Below are 21,070 nucleotides of genomic sequence, written 5' to 3'. Positions count from 1 at the left end.
GCTTCCAGGCCATGCAAGTCTACGGAACTCATCTCAAGGACTACTACCAGCGTGAACTGGCAGGGCTGCGCAACGACGCTGCCGCATTTGCGCAGGCCTATCCGACAGAGGCGCAGGCACTCAAACTCGATCGCACCGGCTCGCACGATCCTCACGTGGAAATGCTGCTGCAGTCCTTTGCTTTTCTGACCGGCCGTGTGCAATATGAGTCCGAAGTCAGCAAGGCGCTGATCCCGAACGTACTCCTCGGTTATCTTTATCCGCACCTGGCGGCACCCGTGCCGTCCATGTTGATTGCTCAGGTCCGCGTCAAGCCGGACGACGCGGCCGGCGCGGTTCTGGAGCGCGGGCGGCAGGCCAGTGTGACGGCCGAGGACGCCCGGGGCCGGAAAAGCGTCTGCCGCTTTACGACGACCTGCGACTTGCCTTTGGTGCCGCTGGGCATTGTCGAGATTGACATGCTGCAGGCGGGAGATTTTCCGGTCGGGTTGAGCGACGAACGTTGCCTGTCGGTGCTGCGTGTTCGGGTGCGCAGCCTGGGTATCGACCCGGTGAAGGCGCTCAAGAAAACCCGGTTGCGCTTTTACATCGACACCAGCCAAAAAGACGCCTGGTATTTGCAGGAGATGCTGGGCCTGCACCTGCACGCCGTTGACATCTCACAGATTGGTGGTGAGCCACTGCCAGGCGCAAACCAGGGCGCCGTCCACTGGCTCGGGTTTGAGGACGAAGAGGCCGCTCTTCCGGTCCGAAGCAACATGCATCCCGGACACCGGCTTCTTCAGGAATATTTCTCCTTTCCGGAAAAATTCATGTTTTTCGAAACCGGCGAGTTTGACCTCGCTCCGTTTGAGAATGGTTTTGACTTGTTGTTCCAGTTTGACGTGGCTTCCCATAAGGATCGCCAGCTCTCGTCACGTTCGCTCAAGCTCAACTGCGTCCCGATGGTGAACCTCTATCGTCAGCGCATGGAGCCCCTGGCGCTTGACCACACGCAGTACGAATATCAGCTAACCGCAGACGTGCAGAACCGCCAACACTGTGAGATTTACAGCATTGAGGAGCTGGTTTCCATTAGCGCCGACGGCAGCCAACGCAAGCTGGCGCCGTACTTCGAACTTGGAAACGCGCACACGCGTGGCACTGATGACTATTTTTATGTCATGCGGCGCGAGGAAAACCAGCTTGGCGGTATTGCCGGTACCGAGGTGTTCATATCTTTTCTTGATGTCCGGCAGCAGATGGCACTGCCGCCGGCAGAAGTTGTTGGCGGGCGGGCGCTTTGCACCAATCGCAAGCTGGCAGAACAGCTGCTGGTCAAGCAACCCCTGCAGCTCGAAGGGGCGGGGCCGATCACGGTACTCGAAGTGATAAGCCGGCCTTCGCGTCACATCACCCCCGCACTGATTGGGCGGCGTCCCTGGTCGCTGGTGTCCCAGCTCGGCATGAGCCATTTGTCGATGGCAGAGGGGCCGCAGGCGCTCGCTGCATTCAAAAGCATGCTGCGCGACCACATCGACCCCCTGCAGACACAGGCTTTCCGCAGCATTGAAGGAATTCAGGCGCTGCAATGTCGGCCCGGCATGCGCTACACGATACGCGATGGAGTGCGGGGCTATGTGCAATGTCTCTATATCACCCTTACGCTGAATCGAAAACAGTTCGAGTCGACCAGCATGCTGTTATTCGCGTCGGTGCTGCGCTATTTTCTTGCGCTCTACTCAACAGTCAACAACATGGTCTGCGTAAGCCTGGAAACCACTGACGAGAAAGGAGTACTCAAAAGATGGCTGCCAATGGTTGGGGCCCAGATCGTTCTTTGAGCCGCCGGCTCGAGCAGCGTTTTGGGGAGTTCAATTTCCTGCAGATGATCCGTCTGTGGCTGCGCCAGCCGGATGATCGTGCCGGCGGGTCAGCCCAGACCGTGCGTTTCGAGGCTGACCTTGATGCGGGTTTTCCCGCGCGCGCGGCGAGCGCCGTGCGCGTGCAGGCCATTGCATCCGGGTCGTCGGCGGTTCCTGCGCTGATTGAGGCTGAAGGCGATCTGCGTGACCGGCCGCAAATGCTGGCGATCACCACCCCGGACTTCTGTGTTGGCAGTGCACTCGGTCCCTTGCCCGAACCTTTTCTCGAGTGGATGCGCGAGCTGGATCGCGCAGGAAAATCCGCGACGCGCGCATTTCTCGACATTTTCAATAACCGGCTAAATCTGCTGCGTTATGAAACCCGCGCCGGCTTTGAGCCTGGGCTGAACAACGAGCTGCCAGAGCGTAGCCAGCTCGCCGAATACCTTGGCGCGCTGATGGGGGTGGACAACGCCGAGCAGGCCGGGCAAATCCCGATGCCCCAGCGCCAGTGGCTCGGCATCGGGGACTTGCTGGCGAACGGCCGGCGGTCGGCAGCCGGGCTGGTTCAGGTGCTCTCGGTGCAGCTCGGGTTTCCTGTGAGGTTGCAGCCGCTGGTAGGAGCATGGCGTGCAATCGATCCGGACGATCAGCACCGTTTGGGCCGCAGTGGCCACCGGCTTGGCGTTGACATGCTGCTTGGTCGCAGCACTTGGGATCAGCAGTCGCGCATCCGGCTGACCGCGGGCCCTGTCTCTTATTCCCAACTGGAGGCACTGCTGCCACCGCTGAAAAAAGACACAGAGCCAAAGCGTTCGCTGCGTCAATGGCAACGCCTGCAGCGCCAGGTCGATATAGGCAGTGAAGCACCTGCCGTGCGCAACTCGTATGAGGAACTGCAAGGCTTGCTACGGTTGATGCTTGACCGTCGCCACGATGCCGAGATCGAACTTTCGGTGCTTGCAGCAGAGGTGCCGCTGGCGCGGCTGGTATCGACTCAGGCCTCCGGCTTCTCCGGCATGCGCCTGGGCTTTAACGCATGGCTGAAGTCGCGGCCGACGGACAGCGCCGCTGGCATTTCGGGTGTTTGCGTTGCGCGCTTTCTGGTGCCTGCTTATGAGTCGGGAGCCATGACATGAACGACCGCGTCACTGGTATGACGACCGCGCTGGCCCTGCTGTCGCCGGCGCCGGTCGTCTACCTGCATGTCGCGCTGTTCCTGGAGACGGGCGTCATCCTGGGTGACGGTAGCTTTCGGTTGGTCAGCTTTAAAGGGCAGGAAAGCATTTCTGATCATTTTGAGTACGAACTGGAGTTGCACGGAAACTCGGACCCCGAGAGTGGCCTTGAGCTGGCCTTTGATGACCTGCTCGGGCGGCCGGTCACTGTGGGGGTTCACTACCCGGTGTTGGACGGCCAGCAGCAGCCGACGCGCGAAGAAGCCAACGAGTGGTTTGACCAGGCCGTACACGGTCAGGACGACGGCGTGCGGTTGTCCCTGTTCAATGGCATCGTCGCATCCTTCTCAATGGAGCAGCCAGGCGTCTATCGCGCGACCATGCGGCCGGCCCTTTGGAAGCTTACGCTCACGAACAACTACTGCATCCATCGCCAGCTGAATGTGCGTGATGCAATTGCGGGCGTCCTGCGCAAGCACAACATTGATTTTTCGGTCGCGGCGCTGGTCGGCTCAGGCAATCTGGCAGTCGCGAGGCAGCAGGACTGGCTGCAGGCCGGTGAAACCGACTACGAGTTCGTGCGGCGGCTCATGTCGAAAGCGCACATCTATTATTTCTACGTGACCACCGGCACCAGCCACACAGTGGTGTTCGCCAATCGGCCTGTTTACCCGGAAGCCCTGCCTGATGGCAAGCCGCTACGCTACTGCGGCACCCAGGAAGATACTCTCGGCCTGGTTCAGCCCGACATGATCGGTGACTACCGGTTTCAGCAGAGCCTGGCCAGCAGCGCGGTGACCTCGGTGTTCACGCGCGAGGAGGCGGCTTGGGAGTCGGACGCAGTGGCCGGGTTCCAGAGCTTTCATGCACAGACCAAGCCGGCGCTTGGTGCCTTGCCATTCAACCAATACCAGATCTACCAGTACGGCTGCAGCGACATTGAGGTCGATCACTATGCCCATGCAACGCAGGACACCCTGGATACGGGTAGCCAGCAATTCAGCGGTTCGAGCTATTGCCCCTACCTGCATTGCGGCCACCGATTCTCGGTGACGCAGGAAGTTCGGTCAGGGCAGTGGCCGTTGCAGGTCAGACCTCAGCTGGAGGGAAGGAGCTTTGTCGCGACGCAGGTTCAGCATGAGGCAACGCTCGACGGCAGTTACAGCAACAAGTTCCAGGCTACAGACGCCCAGGGACTGGTCACGCCATTCTCCATCCAGGAAACCCAGCAAGGCAGCGTGCTCGCCAGTGTCGTCTCGGGTGGAAACCAGGGTGTCGCGCCGGTGGGTTGGCGCTATATGCAGAAGGACAACTTTGACCCGGAGACCAGCCGCATTGTCGACAGCGAGGGCATTTCTCCGGTGCTTGAGGCGCAGGGTGTCTATGTGCGGTTCTCGACAGGCCAGGACATCTTTTCACCGGATGGTGCCGACCCGGCGGAGCCGGTCTGGGTCAAACTGGCTGCGCACATGCAGACCGTGCCGGAGATCGGTACGACCGTCATCATTACGCGCGCGCAGGACCAGTCCGAGCTGCCTGAAATCCAGAGCATCATCCAGGCTAATGGCACCAAGGTCATCATGCCGTCAGGCTGGACGGCCAATACCAACGTGGGCAGCAGCTATTCGACAGCCTATGGCGACGGCAAGAGCATCCGTTTCGGCTTGCATTCCGATGCCGACCTGGACAACGCGGTTGCCATCATCAGCCAGCAATACGACAGCGGAAAGTTCCGCGAATCGTCGTATTCGCAGGGTGCCAGCTATGGCTATTCGACCTCCGAAGACGGCGCAAACGGTCTGTTGAGCCAGTCGGATTCCTTCGGTTCGACCCACAGCACCCACAAGGGTGCAGAAAGCTGGAGCAGCACGGAGTTCGGCACGACCACCAACCACTCGCTGGTGACGGGCGACGCTACCAACACCAGCAAGACCGAAGGCACGCTCAGCAACACGACTTCGCAAAACATCGTGTTCAATACAACCACGACCGCGAGCCAAACCAGCGAGTCGTTCACTGTCAGCAGCGTCAACCTCGATGTAACGGGCCAGCACATCTCGACCTCGGCGGTCGGCATGGCTGTCAGCGCAAGCGCGACCGGGGTGCGGCTGTCGGGTTCGATGGAGGGAATGAGCAGCAGCAGCAGCATGGTCGGCCTCAGCGACAGTGACTCGGTTGTTGGCATGAGCATGCAGACCAGCGCGACCGGTTCAAGCAGCAACGTTGCGGTGACGCTTGCTTCGGATCATGTCTCGATGACGTTGGTCGATACGGGCACCAATCTGGTTGGCGTCAGCAGCAGCACCTCCATGACCGGTGCCAGTACGGCGATGAACCTGGTTGGCGCTCACAACGAGGTCAGCCTGACCGGCCTGTCCAGCCGGGTCAGCCTCACGGGCCAGAGCGACAGTGTTTCAGTTCTGGGGTCGAGTACTGACATCTCGCTGTCGGGCGACACCACGGCGATCTCGATGAAAGGCGCATCAACCTCGATTGAAATGACCGGGGCCGGCATCCTGGTGCAACTCACCGCGTTGCAGGCGACGATGCAGATCACGGGCCTGAGCCTGACGATCACCGAGCTGAAGATCTATCTCTAGGCCGCCATGAAGATCATCAAGCCCTTGAGCCTAGGCCTGCTCTACAAGACATACCGGCAATCGGGCATAAACCGCCTGGTGGTGACGGCGCTGGGATTCTTTCCGCTGGGTGAAGTCAGGCCGCAGCGCTTTCTCATGGAGGGCCCGCAATGGGCACGGGTACTGGCCGCATTGCCGGCGGGCCAGGCGCTGGACGAGGCGATGCCGAAAACCGGGGCCGAAGCCCTGGTGCTGGGTCGCGCTTGCGCGCCGGGAAACAGTCCGGTGAGACGCATGGAAGCGCGGCTGCAAGTCGGCTCCATCGACAAGCGACTGGCGGTTTTTGGCGACAGGCAATGGCGCTATGGCGTCTTGCCGCTCTTTGGCATCTCGCAGCCTGCGGAATTTGTACACATGCCGCTTGATTTCGCACATGCCTTCGGTGGTCCGGGCTACGAAGACAATCCGGTTGGCTGTGGTCATGACGGCAACCGGTTCGCCGCAATGGCCGGTGCGAACGAAGGGGGTATGCCGAACGTCGAGTACGCCGCTCAGCCCGTTGACTGCCATGGGCGCCGCTATCCCCCTGCTGGACTTGGGCCCATGCCTATCGATTGGGTGCCTCGCAAGCGCTATGCCGGTACTTACGATGAACGCTGGCTGCGCGAGGATTATCCCGGCTTGCCGCGAGATCTTGACTGGCGGCTTTATAACCAGGCTGCCGTTGACCAGCGCATCGCGAATCCTTTTGCGGGCGGCGAGGCCTACCTGTTACAGGGGATGCATCCGCAGATTGAGACCATCCGGGGCGCGCTGCCTGGGCAGCGCGTCAAGGCTTTCGCGCTCAAAAAGGACGCTACTCCCGCTTCGCTGGCTGAAGTCGGGCTGCGCATGGACACGGTCTGGTTCCTGCCGGAGCAGCAACTCGGTATTGCGGCCTGGCGGGGCGAGATGCAGATCACTGACAGCGATGCGCTGGACATTGGGGTATTGATGCTGGCTTACGAAGGCGCGACCGAGGCGCCGCGTACCTTGAACTATTACGCAGAAGTGCTCGCGCTGCGCCTGGACCCCAAGACTGCACCGTTGCATGCGCTCAACGAGTCGCAGCTCGCGCCGCGGCTCGATCCGGTCGATCCCGTGCTGGCTGCCGCCGAAGCCGAAGCGGCACTGAAAAAACGCCAAGACGTACTTGACGAAGTTACGCGCGAATTTTGGCAGCAAAGCGGCATGACGCCGCCCGCGGGCTACGAGCCCCCAAAAGCCGGGCCGCCCCTGCTCCAGACACCGTCGGCGAAGGCCCTGGCCGACGGCGATATGGACTTGACCGGTCTGATGCACAGCGTCGAAACGCTGGTGGCCAGTACCCGCGAAAACGCGGCCGCGCAGCAGGCAGCATTTACTCACCAGTTAGCAGAGCTGCAGGTGCTGACGGGGCAGGTGGATGTTTCCGCTGGGGGGCATGGAAATGCTCCGGAGTCCGGGCCGCTCTGGACGGAGGTGTTGCAGCGCGCCGATGGTACGGCGACGCGAGAGGCCCTGGCGCCGCTCGCGTTGGCCGCGACGCCGTCCCAACTTGCCGACCTTATGGCTGCCGCGCAACTCAAAAGCAAAGCCCGCCATGCGTCTCCCGTCCCGCTGTCGCCCGCGCAGGCGCTGTCGCCCGCTGTCGCGTCGCTATTGGGGGCGCAGGTGCTGGCCTGGGCGAAGGCCGGAGAAAAGCTTGCCGGTCGCGACCTTGCCGGCGCGGACCTGCGCGGTGCCGTACTTGCGGGCCTTGACCTTGGTGGATGCATGCTGGAGTACGCCGACCTCAGCGGTGCGGACCTGCGCGGCTGCAACTTGCGCCGCGCTGTACTGACGCAGGCGCGGCTCAATGGCGCACTACTTGATGAGGCCAACCTTGATGAGACCAACCTCTGCAGTAGCCATGCATGCGAAGCGAGTTTTCGCGGGGCGAGTCTTTGTTCGGCCCGTGCTTCCAAGGCGACCTGGACACAAGCTTGCGGCTCCGAGTGCGACCTGTCAGCCGCTCAACTCGACGACGCAGATCTTTGCGGCGCAAACTTCGATCGCGCGACGCTGGATACAACAATTTTCAACCAGGCAAAAATGGCTGGAAGTAGCTGGTGCGGTGCCTCGTTCAACAAATGCGTTGCCTGGAAGCTGCAGGCCCAGGAGGCCAATTTTTCGGGTTCGAGATGGCAGAGAAGTGCACTGATCGGTTCCGACCTGTCGGCCAGTAAATGGAGGGAGGCCCGACTGGTCCAGGTCCAGGGGAATGACAGCGACTGGCGTGGTGCCGACCTGTCCGGATTGCGCGCTGAACGCGGAAGCTGGACGCAAAGCCAGTTGCAGGGTGCGCGGCTCGACGGCGCTTTTATCATGGCGTGCGACATGAGTCGGGCTGACCTCAGCGCCGCCAGCCTTGACGGTGCCTGCCTGCCGCGCACTCTCATGATGAGGGCTCAACTGCCCGGTGCGAGTGCCGTGGGCACCGACTTCTATCAGGCGTTGTTGCGAAAGGCTGACTTTGGAAAGGCCGATCTGCGCGACGCCAGCCTGTATGAAGCCGAACTCACCGAGGTCTGCCTGGTTGATGCGGACACACGCGGTGTACGTCTGGATGCGCGCAGGAGGCTCGCATGAGCAGGACTTACAGCCAGGCCTCCGCCCAGGATTGGGCCGAGATTCAGCGCCTGGTGCGGCTTGGCCGTCCGGTGCGTGGCCAGATGCTGGCCGGACTTGATGCAAGCGGCCACGATTTCACAGGTGCGGTTTTCAGCGGCTGCCAGCTGGCGGGTTCGCATTGGGCCGGTGCCCAGCTGGAGGGGGCGTCCTTTATTGATTGCGAACTCGGCGCGGCCGACTTTTGCGATGCCGGGTTGCGCCGCACCGCTTTTTGCCAGAGCCGTCTGGCTGGCAGCGATTGGCGTGGTACGGCCGGCACAATGCTGGCCTTCAGTCAATGTGACCTCCGCCAAAGTCGTTGGGACGGTGCGAGCCTTGAGAAATCCATGTTGACGAAGTGCGACATCGGCGGCTCTTTCTGGATTGAGGCGCGCTTGCTGCGCAGCGCATTTGCAGATTGCCAGTGGGGCGGCAGCGACTGGCAGGGTGCCGAATTGCAGCAGGTAAGTCTGAACGAGGCACAACTGCAGCGAGCCAGGCTCGCTGGCATGCGAGCCAGCACCAGTCTGTTTATCAAAGCCAATTTCGCCGGGCAGAAACTGGCCGGTGCCAGCTTGTTGCGCTGCACTTTTCAGGGCGCCGATTTTTCAGGTGCTGATCTGAGCCGCGCCAGCATCCGTGAATCGAATTGTGCCGAAGCCTGCTTCAGCGCAACGCTGATGAACGGAATTGACGCTACGCGCTGCCAGTTCGTAAAAGCGAAGTTTGACCGCGTAAATCTTGACGGCGCCCAACTCGAAGGTGCGGTATTGCAAAAAACCCAACTCAACGGAGTTTCGCTGCGCGGAGCCGGATTGGTGAAAACGATCTGGGATCACAGCAGGCTTGACAGTGTCGTCTTCGCGGGATCGGACTTGCAGTTTGCCCAGTTCGCACATGCGAATGGCCGGGCAATGGATTTTCGGTACTGCAAGCTCGACCGTACGAGTTTTCACTGTGCGGTCTGGACCGACGCCGATTTCACTGGTGCCAACGTAGCAGCCGCCCTCGGCACCCAGGAGGCGCGCGCTGCCGCCGAAAAACGCTCACTTGAAATGGAAGCCGCATGAAACAGGCAACACAACTGGTCGATCTCCCCGCACGCCACGAAACCATGCAGGGTTGGGGAGAGGCGAGCATAGGCCGGTCGCTCGGGCAAGCGCAATGGCGGCTGGCGGACGGCCGGCTTGCGTTGCAAGCGGTTTCCTGCCTGCTCACGCCCCTGCCTGGCGACACGGTGGCCGTGCTGCAAAGTGCTTCGGGCCTATTCGTGACGCACATTTTGCTGCGCCCACAGCCGGCCGCGGACACGCCGGGCGCAGGCCGTGCCGAGCTTTCCGTGCCGGGCGCGGAGCTTATGGCGATCACCCAGCCAGCTTTTGAGCTGGCCTGCACCCGTCAAATCGCACTGCGTTGTCTTGGTGACGTCGAGCTGACGTCGGCCAGCGGCTCTGTCAGCGTCAACGCAAGGGATTTCCTGGCATCCGTCAGTGAGACCATGGTGCAGTCGGCACGCCATCTCGTAACGCGTGTGGAGCACGGGATCATGCAGGCCTCGGCGCTGCTGCGGCTCCATGGCCGGCAGGCGTTGGTCACGGCCGAAGAAGATATCAAGCTCGATGCTGAACGCATCAGCCTGGGATGAACCATGTTCGCCAATACGAACCTCTGCGTCATCAATTTCGCGTTTCCCGACGTCTGTCTGGTGCCTACGCCGGTGGGGCCGGTGCCTATTCCATTTCCCAATATCGTCATCACGATCTCGCACATTCCTTCACAAGCCTGCGTGATCATCGGCGGCGGACTCGCTGAAAACCTGGTGACGCAGGGCACGTTGAGCAACGGCGACGAGCCTGGCGTCAACCTGGGCGTGGTTTCGGGCATGGAAATAGGGCCGGACCGATATCTCATGGGTAGCTTCAAGGTCGCGATGGGCGGCGTGTTTGCGACTCGGCTGACCAGTGTGGTCGGACAGAACGGCATGATAGGCAACGCAATCGGTATGTCGATCACGCCTTCGCAGGTATGCGTGATGGTGCTGGGATGATCATTCGCACCGCCAGCGCTTTTCTCGGCACCGCGGCATTGCTGGCTGTTACCGGTTGCGGGTTTATCAGCTACGCGCTGGACTACAGCCCCACTACGCCGCTAAAGACGCTGAACATCGTCGCCGAAATCGATGCCAACCAGAATATGGGAACCGAGGTCGACCTGGTGTTTGTCTTCGACAAGAACGCGGCCGCCGTCTTGCCGAAAACCTCACCCGACTGGTTTGCCAATCGCGATGCGCTGCAGGCCGGTCTGGCCAGCGGCATCGCAGTACTTGGCGTGCAGGTTGTGCCTGGCAGCACGGTCACCAACCAGCCCCTGCCCAGCGGTTACGGCAAGGCCGTCTATGTCTACAGCTACGCAAGCTATGTGAGCGCCGGCGGTCAGGCTGTCGCCAACATCACTACTTACAAATGCGCTTTGATCACCCTGCGTAGCACGCAGATCAGCTATACGAGCTGCCTTTCATGATTGGAGAACCCATGCCTGAAACCATTTCAGCGCCAAAAGCCGCCCAGCCTTCAGCGAAGCTGTTCTCAGCTGCGGCCGGTCCGGCCTTGCCCGACAGTGTCCAGTGGATCGAAGGGATGTTGCTGTCACCCCAGCATTTTCAGCAGAGCGATGTTTACTGGCAGGAGCAGTTGAGGTACCGGCTGTCGTGCGTCGCACCGGATTTCTGGGGGTTGAGCCTGCTGCAGCTGGATATGGTGAAGCTCAAGGCCGGTATCGTCGCAATCAAACGGCTTGAATGCATCATGCCAGACGGCACGCCAGTTGTGTTTCCCGGTTCGTACACCGGAAAAACGCTCGAACTTGATGTCACCGCGCAGTTGCAGCGCACGCCTGATGGGGTGCGGTTGTCGCTGATCATGCCTGTGCGGGGCAACGCCTCCAATCACTGGAATACGACACCGGCACGCAATGAGGTTGTGCACGGCCTGGTATCGCTTGACGAGAACACCCTGACCGGATCGGTGCCGGTCGACCGCCTGCGGCCGGCGATCTCGCTGTCGGCCGAAGTCGCGGCCCCGGCCGGCTACGAGGTCTGTCCCTTGTTCGAGTTGTTCCGGCGCGAAGAAAACAGGCATGTCGAATTCAGGCCCTACCACCCGCCCATGCTGTGCTGGCAGGCCGGCGACTTTCTCAAGGCAACCGGCTTGCGGCACCGGCTCCAGTTGCTCAATGAAGCGCTGTGGCTCAAGCTGCGCGAATTGGGCGCTAACCGGGAAGGAGACGGTCCCGAGGACGATGAATTGCAGGGCGCCCATGTCCGCAAGCACCTGGAGATGGCCCGACGGCTGGCTGCCGTGCTGCCGCAGTTCAGCCTCATCGTGCAGCGCCCCGAGTCGAGTCCGCGCGCGGTCTACGATAGCCTGGCGCTCCTGCTTGGCGCGATGGCATCGTTCGGCGCCAATCCCATCCCGCCGGTGCTGGACGCTTATCAGCACGATGACTGTTCGCCACAGTTCCGGCGTGCGCTGGACTATGTGGTGCGCAAGCTCAGCTATATCAATACCAGTTTCGAGCTGCAGCCGTTTGAACGCCATGCCGACGGCACTTTTACACATGTGTTGCCTCCTGACGCGGGTGAACAACTGCTTGTCGAACTCAGGCCGCAGGGCGGCCAGGGCCTGGAGGCCGATGGACGCGCGTCAATGGAACGCTGGTTGCTTGACGCCTGCATCGCGAGCGAGGCGTTGCTGCCTGCCGCAGCCCGGCTGCGCGTGACCGCGAGGCCGCACCTCCTGACCGCCGAGGAACTTGCGAAGCGCAACCTTCGCTCGGGGGCGGCCTTGTTTGCAGTCGACAACCAGGTGCTGCAGCTCAAGGAGGGCGAGACCAGACTGTTCGGCCCGGGGCAAAACCTCGTCATTAGCGGCGACAAGAAGTCGCCGGGAACCCCGCCCGCGATGATTCTGCTTTATCGTGCGCGCGCCGCCGGCACGCGGACCTGAAGGACGCAGCCATGCAGCCTGCCGCTTTGCCCGAAATGCCGCTCCTGAGCTGCTTTGCGCAGTTCTATGAGGAGGTAGCGCGCGTGCGGCAGGAAAGCGAACGCGGGTCGTTGCAAGCCTACCTGGGGGTCTCCGGTGCGCCTCCGGCCGAGCCGGCCGAACTCGCGGGCCGTGTGAGCCTGCGCCTGGCCGACCTTCTGGCCGGCCAGGCACGCGATATGCGGGCTACCGCGAGCGAGGCACAGCAACGCGCCTATACGGCAGCCAGCTATGTGATGGTGGTGCTGGCTGACGAGATTTTCATCCTTGAACTCTCGTGGCCGGCGCAGGATGCCTGGCTCGAGGTTTTGCTTGAGCACCGGCAGTTCGGTTCGCGCCAGGCTGGGCGCCGCTTCTTCGACATGGTGGAGCAGGTGCTGGCTGTGGTGTCCCGATCCAATTTGCATCGCGATCTCGCTGCCTGCTTTCTGCTCGCGCTGCAGCTTGGGTTCAAGGGAATGCACCGTGGCGCGCAGGGCCAGCTGTTCCTGGACACGCTGCGCCAGCGACTGTACCGTTTTGTCAACGGCCGACCGGCAGAGCCTGACGGCAGGCTGTTTGTGCAAGCCTATGAACACACGGTCAAGTCGACTGCCGATGCACGGGTCGCGCCTCTGCGACCGTGGCTGCGTCTGGCGATGGGTTATGCACTTGGCTTTGTGCTGATGTCGTCGGCGCTCTGGCTATGGCTGATCCAGCCGCTGGTCAAGGTTGCGGGTGTCTGAGATGAGCAGCATCAGCAGTATCTGGTTTGGCGTGCTTGCTGCTGTCGCGGCAGTATTCGGCATTCTGATGTTGTGGTTGATCGTGCGCTCGCGCCAGGCCAAATTGATCGTGGCCACCGGCGCCATCAAGCCGGTTTTGGCGGCGAGTTTCTGGCGAACGCGCTGGCAGTCGTTCCTGGCCTGGTTGCGCGGACTGCGCACCGTACTGTCTAAAAGCGCGCGAGAGCGCTACCGGCAAACCTGGGTCATCTTGATCGGGCAGGCCGGCGCTGGTAAAAGCAGCTTGATCGCTTCGTTGCGACAGGTCCAGCAACGGCCAGACGCACAGGCGGCGACGATCGCCGGCGTGCCCCACACAGCCTGGCACAGCCTGGCACAGGGTGAACTCATAGACCCGCAAGGCAAGCTCAGCGCTGCCGGTCAAACCGGGCCCGACGCGGTAGATTGGCAAGCCGTGCTGCGCGGACTCGTCCACCTGCGGCCTGAACGTGCACTTGACGGGGTGCTGTTGGTGGTTTCCTCCCGCAGCTTGCTGGGCACGGGCCGTGAGAGTGTGCTTCAACTCGCGCTCGATGCCCGGCGACAGCTCGACGACCTGCGTTCCGCCACCAGCCTGGCCTTGCCGGTCTACGTGATCGTCAGCCAGTGCGACGCGGTCGATGGATTTGCTTCGTACTGGTGTCTGCAGGGGCGTTCGCAGAGGGAAGGAATGTTTGGCTGGTCGGCACGCGACGGCCTGTTGCAGTCCGGCCCGGTCCAGTGGATTGACGAGGCATTTGTTGACATCGGTGAACGACTCAAGGAAATCCAGGTAGAGGCCGCTGCGGCCCAGGAGCAGATTGCCGACGCTGATGCGTTTTTTCTGTTTCCGAGGCATTTCGAGCGTTTGCATGCACCCTTGCGCGACTACCTGGCCGAGGTCTTTCACGACACGGCGACAACGCAGCCTGCACTGTGCCGAGGTGTCTATTTCACGGGCTGCACCGAAGGCACCGGCGCGCCAGCAGGCATGCCGCGTGCCGATGTCTCGTTTGCCGAAGACGTCCTTACGCAAAAGGTGTTGGGGGAATGCGGGCTGGCGCGCGCCACGCTGGCGTCATTCTGGTCGCGTGAGCCGGGGCTGCTGCGGCTTCAGCAAGCCTGCATCGTGCTGGCCGGGTTGCTGCTGTTGGCACTGGTGTTATCGGGCTGGCGGCTGCAGCGCCAGGTTGATGGTCTGGGTCGGAGCATCGCCGCGCTCTACCAGTCGCAGGCGCTGGCAGGTGCACAGGAGAGCTGCGCTGGCCGCCCATTGATTGACGATGCGCTGTCCCGGGCCTCGGCCCTCGATATCGACCTGGTGTTCGCGACGATGCCGCTGTCCTGGGTCGATCGGCGTGCCAGCAACAACGCGGTGCAGGCCGTCTCCAGTACCGTGATGGCGCGAACGGTGTTTCCGGCGCTGGCTTGCGGCCTGCAGGCGCGGGTCGCGCGGCTCGACGCTGGTCTGGTCGTGGCGTCAGAGCCGACGCTTGCCGGTATCGCAGTCAACAACTCGGCGTATGCCAAAACCCGTGCCAACCTGAAGGTGCTTGCGCTGGAGGTGAACAACCTGGAAGACAAGCTCCAGCGTTTCGCACGCTTGACTGCCATACCCGCCGAATCCACTGTCCGCAAGCTGGATGATCTCAACCTGATTTATCTCTACGTCTACGGAGCGGGCTTGCCCCTTGCTGCGGCGCGGCCTGGCGGCGTGGTTGCCGCTTCGCTCGAGCAAGTGCCTTACAGCGGCGTGGTGAATGTGCCCGAGCGTTCGCGCGGCAACTGGGCGCGCCAGTTGGCGAATTCCAGCCGGCAACTGCATGTCGATTTGCTTGCTGAGGCCTCGATGGGCCCCAGCCTCCTGGCCAGGGTTGATCCGGCAAAAGGGCCACTTGTTGAGAACGCCAGGCGGCTCACCTCATGGCTGGTCTGGGTCGCCAAATCATGGGTGCCATCGGACCCGAACAACAATCCCTGTGCCGATGACGCGAAGGAATTACGACAACTGCTGTCGCCCCTCGTGACGCAGTACGGCTATCCGAAAGACCTGTTGGCAGGTGACGGTGGTTTTGATGAAGCAAGGTGCTACAACCCGGCCATGCAGGTGCTGCGCGGCATGCAGCTTTCGCCCTATGGGCCTCTGCTCATCGCACAAGGCCAGAGTCTGGTCATGAATCCGGCACTGTCGGCAGAGGTACGCGGCCTCGAAAGCCTGCTACAGCAGACTTTCATGCAGGTCCGGAACCCGCAAGCCTTTGCCTGTGTGAGTTCAGCGCCGGGCTGGCGCCTGGCAGACCTCGGCCGGTCCATGAATTACGCCGCTGATTACCAGCGATTCGCAGCAGGCCAGGGACTGCCGCCTCTCGGTGCGCCGGCAACCAGCAAACCGCTGTTCGACCGGCTTGCGAGGGCGCAGCTTGAGCAGGTCATGAATGACGCGATGCGCTCGGCGCAGTCGGCTGCAACTGAGTCGTTCGTGCTTCAGGGACTTGACGCGGTCTCGGCGGCAGACCAGCAGCTTTTGCAGCAGAGTGGTGATTTTTCGCGCGCACTGGATCCGCTGATCGGCAACCTGCGGCTCTATACCCAGTTCGGCTTTACAGCGAGCGCAGGACGCGTTTCACAGTGCGCGCGGGACTTTTCGTCGGATGCTCTCGGCCGCGTCTCAGGCCTTGTGGGTGGCAGCCGGCTTTATGACCCCGAGGCCGGTCCTGCCGACGGCCTGCTCGTGAACCTGGGCACCACGCCGGTGATACGCGACTACCTCGCGCGGCAGGTTGCGCGCGCGCAGGTGCTCGCTGGCTACGCTGATCCTTTCGTGAATCTGTTGCGCAACACTGACGGCGTCAACGATGCGCAGCGCGACAACGCGCAGACCTTGCCGTACTGGAGTAATACGATCAATGAGGTCACCAGCTACGTGCAGTTCAAGGACCCGGGCAAGCAGGTCGGCGCTCTCGACACGTTTTTCCTCAAGACTATTGCCGATCTCACCTATGCGAACTGCGGCAAGGTGCTGGCGGCCTACCAGCCAGCCGACTACGGCAACGACATGTTCTCGGAGAGGCGGCGCGACCTGATTGCGCAACTGAACCTGCGCTGTGTCGACCGTCGTACCGAACAGGCAACCAGTGCCTACGATGCCCTGGCCAAACGCTTCAACAGCCGGCTCAAGGGGCGGTTCCCGTTCGGCGAGACCAGCAGTCCGGACGCCTCGCTGGCTGAGGTGCAGGCCTTCTTCAGTGACTACGCCGCGCAACGCGAATCGCTCCAGCAGTCGCTGTCCGGCTTGAGCACCCCTGGCTGGACCGTTTCGGCACGCGGGTTCCTCAGTGAACTCGATGTAGCCGATCAGTTTTTGCGCCCGGGCTTGGGTATAGGCGCAGCACCGCAGCCTCTAAAGCTCGACATCACTTTCCGTGCGCTACCCCAGGAGTCACCTGGCAGTGAACAGGTCGTGAGCTGGGTTGTGAGCTCAGGTTCACGGGTGGCGAGCTATCCGGGTGGAAAGCCGCCGACCGTGGACTGGAGCTACGGCCAGGTGCTCGCGCTTGATCTGAATTGGGCCGAGCTGTCTGTTTGGCGACCGGCCACCTACCCGGTGCAAAGCGGCTACCGGGTCGAAGGCAGTACAGCTTCGTTTACTGAAAGCGGCAACTGGGCGTTGCTGCGCATGCTGCAGCGCTACCAGCCTGCGCCGGCACGACCGGCCGATCCCCTCAAGCCGGGCAAGGCGTTGCTTGAATTCGGCGTACCGATACAGCGCACGACCCAGGCAACGCCCACATCGGCCCCGGCGGTCATGACCGGTCAGGCCACGTTTTACCTCGGCTTGGTTTTGTCGGGTGTCGACCCGAAATCCCAGGCAAGTACAAGCGTTGTCTGGCCTGGACCTTTTCCCAAGTCTGCACCGCAGCGGCAAGATGTTTCCACGCAAAAACGAGCAAAACCATGAACACTGAATTGATGATCCGATCACAGCGTTATTTCGGCGAACGGCTCGGATGTTCACTCGAAAATCTGCTCGACCCGATTGACGCGGGCAATCCCGCCGGTTATTCGGTCAAGGGTAATGGTGTCTACAACACCATCCAGAACGCCAGACGCGAAGACGATGCGAGTTTGCCATTGGGTCCGTGGGAGCACAAGCTCAAGCGAGCGGACTGGCCAGTGGTGAGCCGCATCGCAACCGAAGCCCTTTGTTCCAAATCCAAGGACCTGCAGGTCGCTGCCTGGCTGCTTGAGGCCGAAGTGAACCAGCATGGGTTTTCCGCGATAGCTCCAGGCCTTTTGCTGCTTGATGGCTTGTTGCGTGATTACTGGGACGATCTCTACCCTCAGGACGCTGACTCCGGTGGCGAACACCGAGCCAACATCCTGCGCTCGCTCAACAACCGTTTGCCGTTTGTGCTCAAGCAGCTCGCCATGACCTCAACGGGCATGCATCGCAATTACAACCTCGCCGATTGGGAAGTTGCCATGCACCGCGAACGGCTGGCCCCGGCCGCCGCGGCCGCAGCGAACCAAGCTGATGAGGAGGAGCATGCCAACATGGAGACGATCACTGCAGCGATCGCCGCGACGCCATTGGCCTGGTATCAGGCGCTGCACCAGCAGTTGCATGATGCGCTGGCAGCAATGCAGTCGCTCAGGGACTGCATCGACCGCCATTTCGCGGTGGACGGACCGAGTCTGTCGGCGCTGGCTGGCTTGCTGACTCAACTGCACGCATTGGCCGAATCCGAGCTGCAGCGGCGCGGGATAAAGCTGGCGACGGTGAGCGGGGAATCCAAGCCGGGGCCTGGCACCGTTGCGGGGTCAGATGAAACGACCATCGTGGGTGACCAGACGTGGGCCATCGATGACCGGCGCCAGATTTACGCAATGTTGGAGCAACTGGTGGAGGCGCTGCTGAAGATGGATCCGCACAGCCCGGCGCCTTACCTGATACGCCGTGCGATCGAATGGGGACGGCTCAACACTGCAGAGCTCTACCAGGAGGTGTTTATCCGTCTTGGCGGCCAACTCAATATCTTCGAATTGGTAGGGCTTGAAACACCCGCAGCGCGGGAGGAAACATGATCGCATCACCTGAACCCCAAGGGCTTCTCGTACCGGTTTCCTTGGGGACTGATCCGTCGCCCCCGCCAGCGGCGATGGACACCGCGACTTCGGCCTGGAAAAATCTTTGCGAACTGTCACCCCTTTTGCTTCAGGAGCGTTCGGCCATTGCCGCTGCTCTGGCCGGTCCGCGTCTGGCGCGTGCCTGGGCGCGCGCCATTGTCACGTACTGGAGCAGGCTTGAACGCCTGGGTGGCCTGGACTTGTCCCAACCGCTCTACATTCTGGAAATGGTGCCCCATGACGGTGCCTTGGCTGTAGCTGTGCTGGCTACTTTGCGCGATGAGATGCATGCCTGCGGCATGCTCGGCTGGCCCGTCCGGTATGTGCTGTGTCCGCAGGCCGGCGAAGAAGCGGCACTGGCGCTGCTCAAACAGCCGGCACTTCAGCCTTTTGTCGCGCGCGGCTGGCTTGACCAGGCAAGCTGGCAGGCTCGGCGCGGCCACCCGCTTTTGCTCGGTGCGAACCGCTTTGCCCTGTTCGGGTCACGCAACCCGGTGGTCGCGATGACGGCAGGCGGGTTCTCCGCATTGCCGGCAGAACTGTACGGTGTGCACTACGGCGAACTATTGCAGGCGCGGGTTCAAGCGCAGCCAGGCAGCGAAGGCCGTTTTGCGCTGGCCTCTGAATGGCAGGATCTGGCGGAGGATGAGCTTGCCTCAGCCGCTTCCGCGTTGCTGGGCCATTACCGCGTCAGCCTGATCAGTGCCACTGTTCTACTTTCAAACTCCGCACTGTCCCTGCTGGATGCGCTTGCCGATTTTTCTGCTGGACGCTATTTGCTGCTGGCGGCAGACCGGGGAATCGCCGACGAACGGCAGATCAGGCTTAACCGCATGGCGCTTCCTGAACAACTCGCTCCCGGCGAACCGGGACTGCCGGTCAATTTTCACGCGCTTGGCCTGCATCAGGAGAGCGCCGGTGCGCACGTTTCGCACCTTGAATGGGACGCTTCTGGATTCATTCAGCATATGGCTTGCCGCGACGATGCCATCGGCATGGATGCCTCTAGCTGGAGCGCTCTTGTCGACACGGTGGATGAGGCCCATCCAGCTGAACGCTGGTGGCACGGCGCACCTCACGACCCCGTGGAAAGCATCGACGAAATCAATTTTCGCCTGCGCTGCTCGGGCCACGATCCATGGACCCTGCAGTCCATCCTCGACAGTCTCGATCTTCGCCTGCTGGATGTCGTCGACGGCTGCGCGCTGCAAACCCTGCGCCGCTGCCTGGCGCGAACATGGCGGCAGATGACACAGCGCCAGCGCGGCGACGCGGGTCTTTGCCTGGCAGGCCTGCTGGTGCATATTGGCCAGTGGGAGCTGGCGCGTGAGGTGCTCGCCGAAATTTCCGATGGCGACTTGCCCGCCGACCTCCGCACCGGCTGGCTGTTGCTTCGTGCGCGACTGGAAGCCCAAACCGGCCGAAGCGCCACCGCCTTGCGTCTATTGCGTGAATGCCTGCGCCTGGACGCCGGTCACCCAGGGGTGCAAGACATGCATCACCTGCTGGAGCAGCGCATCGCCAATTGGCAGGCCAGCAACTGGTATGAGGCCGACACGACGCGCGACGACGATCTTTCCCTCGAGCCGCTCGATGCCCTGCATATTCCGGCCTGGCTGTACCAATACCGGGATCCGAATATCGCCAGCATGGCCGGGTTGCCACCAATAAGCTGCGAAGCGGAGGCGAAAACCTATCTCGCCCGCATAGGTGACAGCGGCGGGGCCGAATATGCGGTTGTTCACCGGAGTTTCGGTTTGGTCGGTGCCATCGGTTTGCGCCGTGAAGCCGATATGGCCCATATCCATTTCTGGATAGGTGTTGAGTATCAAGGCGCTGGTTTCGGCGCGCGCGCCGTGCGGTTGCTGTTGCATGGCCTGCCCGGTAATGAAATCCGCCATGTTTTTACGGCAGTTTTCAAGGGCAACTTGCGTTCGTGCCGGATTCTTGAGAAGTCCGGATTTGTCGTACTCGCGCACGAAGGATGCGGTGCCGATGAGGATTACCAGTTCATGTATCTCGCATTGCCCGGTGCAGCCTGTTGTACCGAAGCCGAACTTGCCCGGCGGCTTGCGCGCATCTGCGAAAGCACAGGCGTACCGCTGGCCTGTTGAATTCAGTCCCGTTAAAAAAAGGAGCCTTCTGATGTTATCAAGATTACGACCCCTCGCGACCTGGCGCCGCCCGATGCTGTCAACTATGAGAAGTGGTTTTCGCCCCGCGGTAAGCACTCGCTCTTTTATGACCGATACGCAGATGCGCGAGAACCTGTCGCCGCAGATGCATGAAAATTACTCGGCCATGATGAGAGAGCTTGGCGAGCAGGCAAGCCAACGCGTAGGTCATGGCGAATGCGACGGAGTGTCGCGCAGTGTCTACAACAATCTGCGCAGGCGCCACGAGGCCTCGGCAGGTGTTGGCGCCGTGCGGGAAACAGTCTCAAACGAATGGACACCGCAGCACGATGCAGCGCTGGACCAGGGACATCCTGCATTCGTGCGTGCCACAGGCACAACCACGCCGCAAAGCGAATGGCATAGCGGTACCCAGGGACACGCAGTTGTATTGGTGGGCCGAAACCCATCAGGGCAATATGTCGGCCACGATCCAGACACCACCCATGCGCCAGGTGGCGACCGCACGTCGCTGGGCCGGAACCTGCGAACCTTCAGCTCCTCCGAAGTGCATTCGTTCTCCCCGGTTTACGAGGGCGGGGAAACCAGCGGCATGCACGGATCGTCTCCGGACGCTCCGCTTGATGTTTTCACGCAGCATCGCCCTCGCGGCCCCAGTCTTATGAGCCGGGCGTTGGGTTTTTTAGGGTTCGGCCGGTCATAGCCGAATAGTTCATTTTCTTTTTTTTAAGGAGTACACCATGGCGGCGAA

General features: G+C 61.7%; 14 protein-coding genes. All 14 read left to right on the top strand.

From position 1 onward, the window contains the following. The first annotated feature begins 11 nt into the window (after nucleotides 1-11). Nucleotides 12-1,823, top strand: a complete 1,812-nt coding sequence (tssF, locus tag ABI546_RS19095) for a type VI secretion system baseplate subunit TssF (RefSeq protein ID WP_348049160.1) — start codon at nucleotides 12-14, stop codon at nucleotides 1,821-1,823. Beyond that, nucleotides 1,820-2,983, top strand: coding sequence for a type VI secretion system baseplate subunit TssG (tssG, locus tag ABI546_RS19090; RefSeq protein WP_348049158.1), 1,164 nt, complete (start codon nucleotides 1,820-1,822; stop codon nucleotides 2,981-2,983). Before tssF ends, tssG begins: the two co-directional genes overlap by 4 nt. Further along, nucleotides 2,980-5,622 carry a contractile injection system protein, VgrG/Pvc8 family gene (locus ABI546_RS19085; protein ID WP_348049156.1) on the top strand — a complete coding sequence of 881 codons (2,643 nt, stop codon included), beginning with the start codon at nucleotides 2,980-2,982 and terminating at the stop codon, nucleotides 5,620-5,622. Before tssG ends, ABI546_RS19085 begins: the two co-directional genes overlap by 4 nt. Nucleotides 5,623-5,628: 6 nt before the next feature. Next, complete coding sequence (locus ABI546_RS19080) at nucleotides 5,629-8,250, top strand: DUF2169 domain-containing protein (protein ID WP_348049154.1); 2,622 nt, start codon at nucleotides 5,629-5,631, stop codon at nucleotides 8,248-8,250. Between the two features lie 302 nt (nucleotides 8,251-8,552). After that, nucleotides 8,553-9,341, top strand: a complete 789-nt coding sequence (locus tag ABI546_RS19075; protein ID WP_348049152.1) for a pentapeptide repeat-containing protein — start codon at nucleotides 8,553-8,555, stop codon at nucleotides 9,339-9,341. Further along, on the top strand, nucleotides 9,338-9,916 hold the full coding sequence (locus ABI546_RS19070) for a DUF3540 domain-containing protein (RefSeq protein WP_348049150.1): 579 nt from the start codon (nucleotides 9,338-9,340) through the stop codon (nucleotides 9,914-9,916). The genes ABI546_RS19075 and ABI546_RS19070 overlap by 4 nt, the downstream gene beginning before the upstream one ends. Before the next feature lie 3 nt (nucleotides 9,917-9,919). Next, nucleotides 9,920-10,318, top strand: a complete 399-nt coding sequence (locus tag ABI546_RS19065) for a DUF4150 domain-containing protein (RefSeq protein ID WP_348049148.1) — start codon at nucleotides 9,920-9,922, stop codon at nucleotides 10,316-10,318. Beyond that, nucleotides 10,315-10,791: a hypothetical protein gene (locus ABI546_RS19060; RefSeq protein WP_348049146.1), complete on the top strand. Its 477-nt coding sequence runs from the start codon at nucleotides 10,315-10,317 to the stop codon at nucleotides 10,789-10,791. Before ABI546_RS19065 ends, ABI546_RS19060 begins: the two co-directional genes overlap by 4 nt. 11 nt (nucleotides 10,792-10,802) lie before the next feature. Next, nucleotides 10,803-12,275 (top strand): type VI secretion system baseplate subunit TssK, encoded by a 1,473-nt coding sequence (gene tssK / locus ABI546_RS19055; protein ID WP_348049144.1) that lies wholly within the window; start codon nucleotides 10,803-10,805, stop codon nucleotides 12,273-12,275. An 11-nt stretch (nucleotides 12,276-12,286) separates the two neighbouring features. Beyond that, nucleotides 12,287-13,039 carry a DotU family type IV/VI secretion system protein gene (locus ABI546_RS19050; RefSeq protein WP_348049142.1) on the top strand — a complete coding sequence of 251 codons (753 nt, stop codon included), beginning with the start codon at nucleotides 12,287-12,289 and terminating at the stop codon, nucleotides 13,037-13,039. Between the two features lies 1 nt (nucleotide 13,040). Then, complete coding sequence (locus ABI546_RS19045) at nucleotides 13,041-17,015, top strand: type VI secretion system protein (RefSeq protein WP_348049140.1); 3,975 nt, start codon at nucleotides 13,041-13,043, stop codon at nucleotides 17,013-17,015. Next, nucleotides 17,012-18,142, top strand: a complete 1,131-nt coding sequence (gene tssA, locus ABI546_RS19040; RefSeq protein WP_348049138.1) for a type VI secretion system protein TssA — start codon at nucleotides 17,012-17,014, stop codon at nucleotides 18,140-18,142. Before ABI546_RS19045 ends, tssA begins: the two co-directional genes overlap by 4 nt. Continuing rightward, complete coding sequence (locus ABI546_RS19035; protein WP_348049136.1) at nucleotides 18,139-20,298, top strand: GNAT family N-acetyltransferase; 2,160 nt, start codon at nucleotides 18,139-18,141, stop codon at nucleotides 20,296-20,298. Before tssA ends, ABI546_RS19035 begins: the two co-directional genes overlap by 4 nt. Nucleotides 20,299-20,425: 127 nt before the next feature. After that, complete coding sequence (locus tag ABI546_RS19030) at nucleotides 20,426-21,022, top strand: hypothetical protein (protein WP_348049134.1); 597 nt, start codon at nucleotides 20,426-20,428, stop codon at nucleotides 21,020-21,022. The last annotated feature ends 48 nt before the right edge of the window (nucleotides 21,023-21,070 follow it).

The organism is Polaromonas sp. (genome assembly GCF_039932935.1).
Classification (GTDB): Bacteria; Pseudomonadota; Gammaproteobacteria; order Burkholderiales; family Burkholderiaceae_C; genus Polaromonas.
The sequence above is the reverse complement of the archived record's forward strand: the minus strand, read 5'-3'. Positions and strand labels throughout refer to the sequence as shown.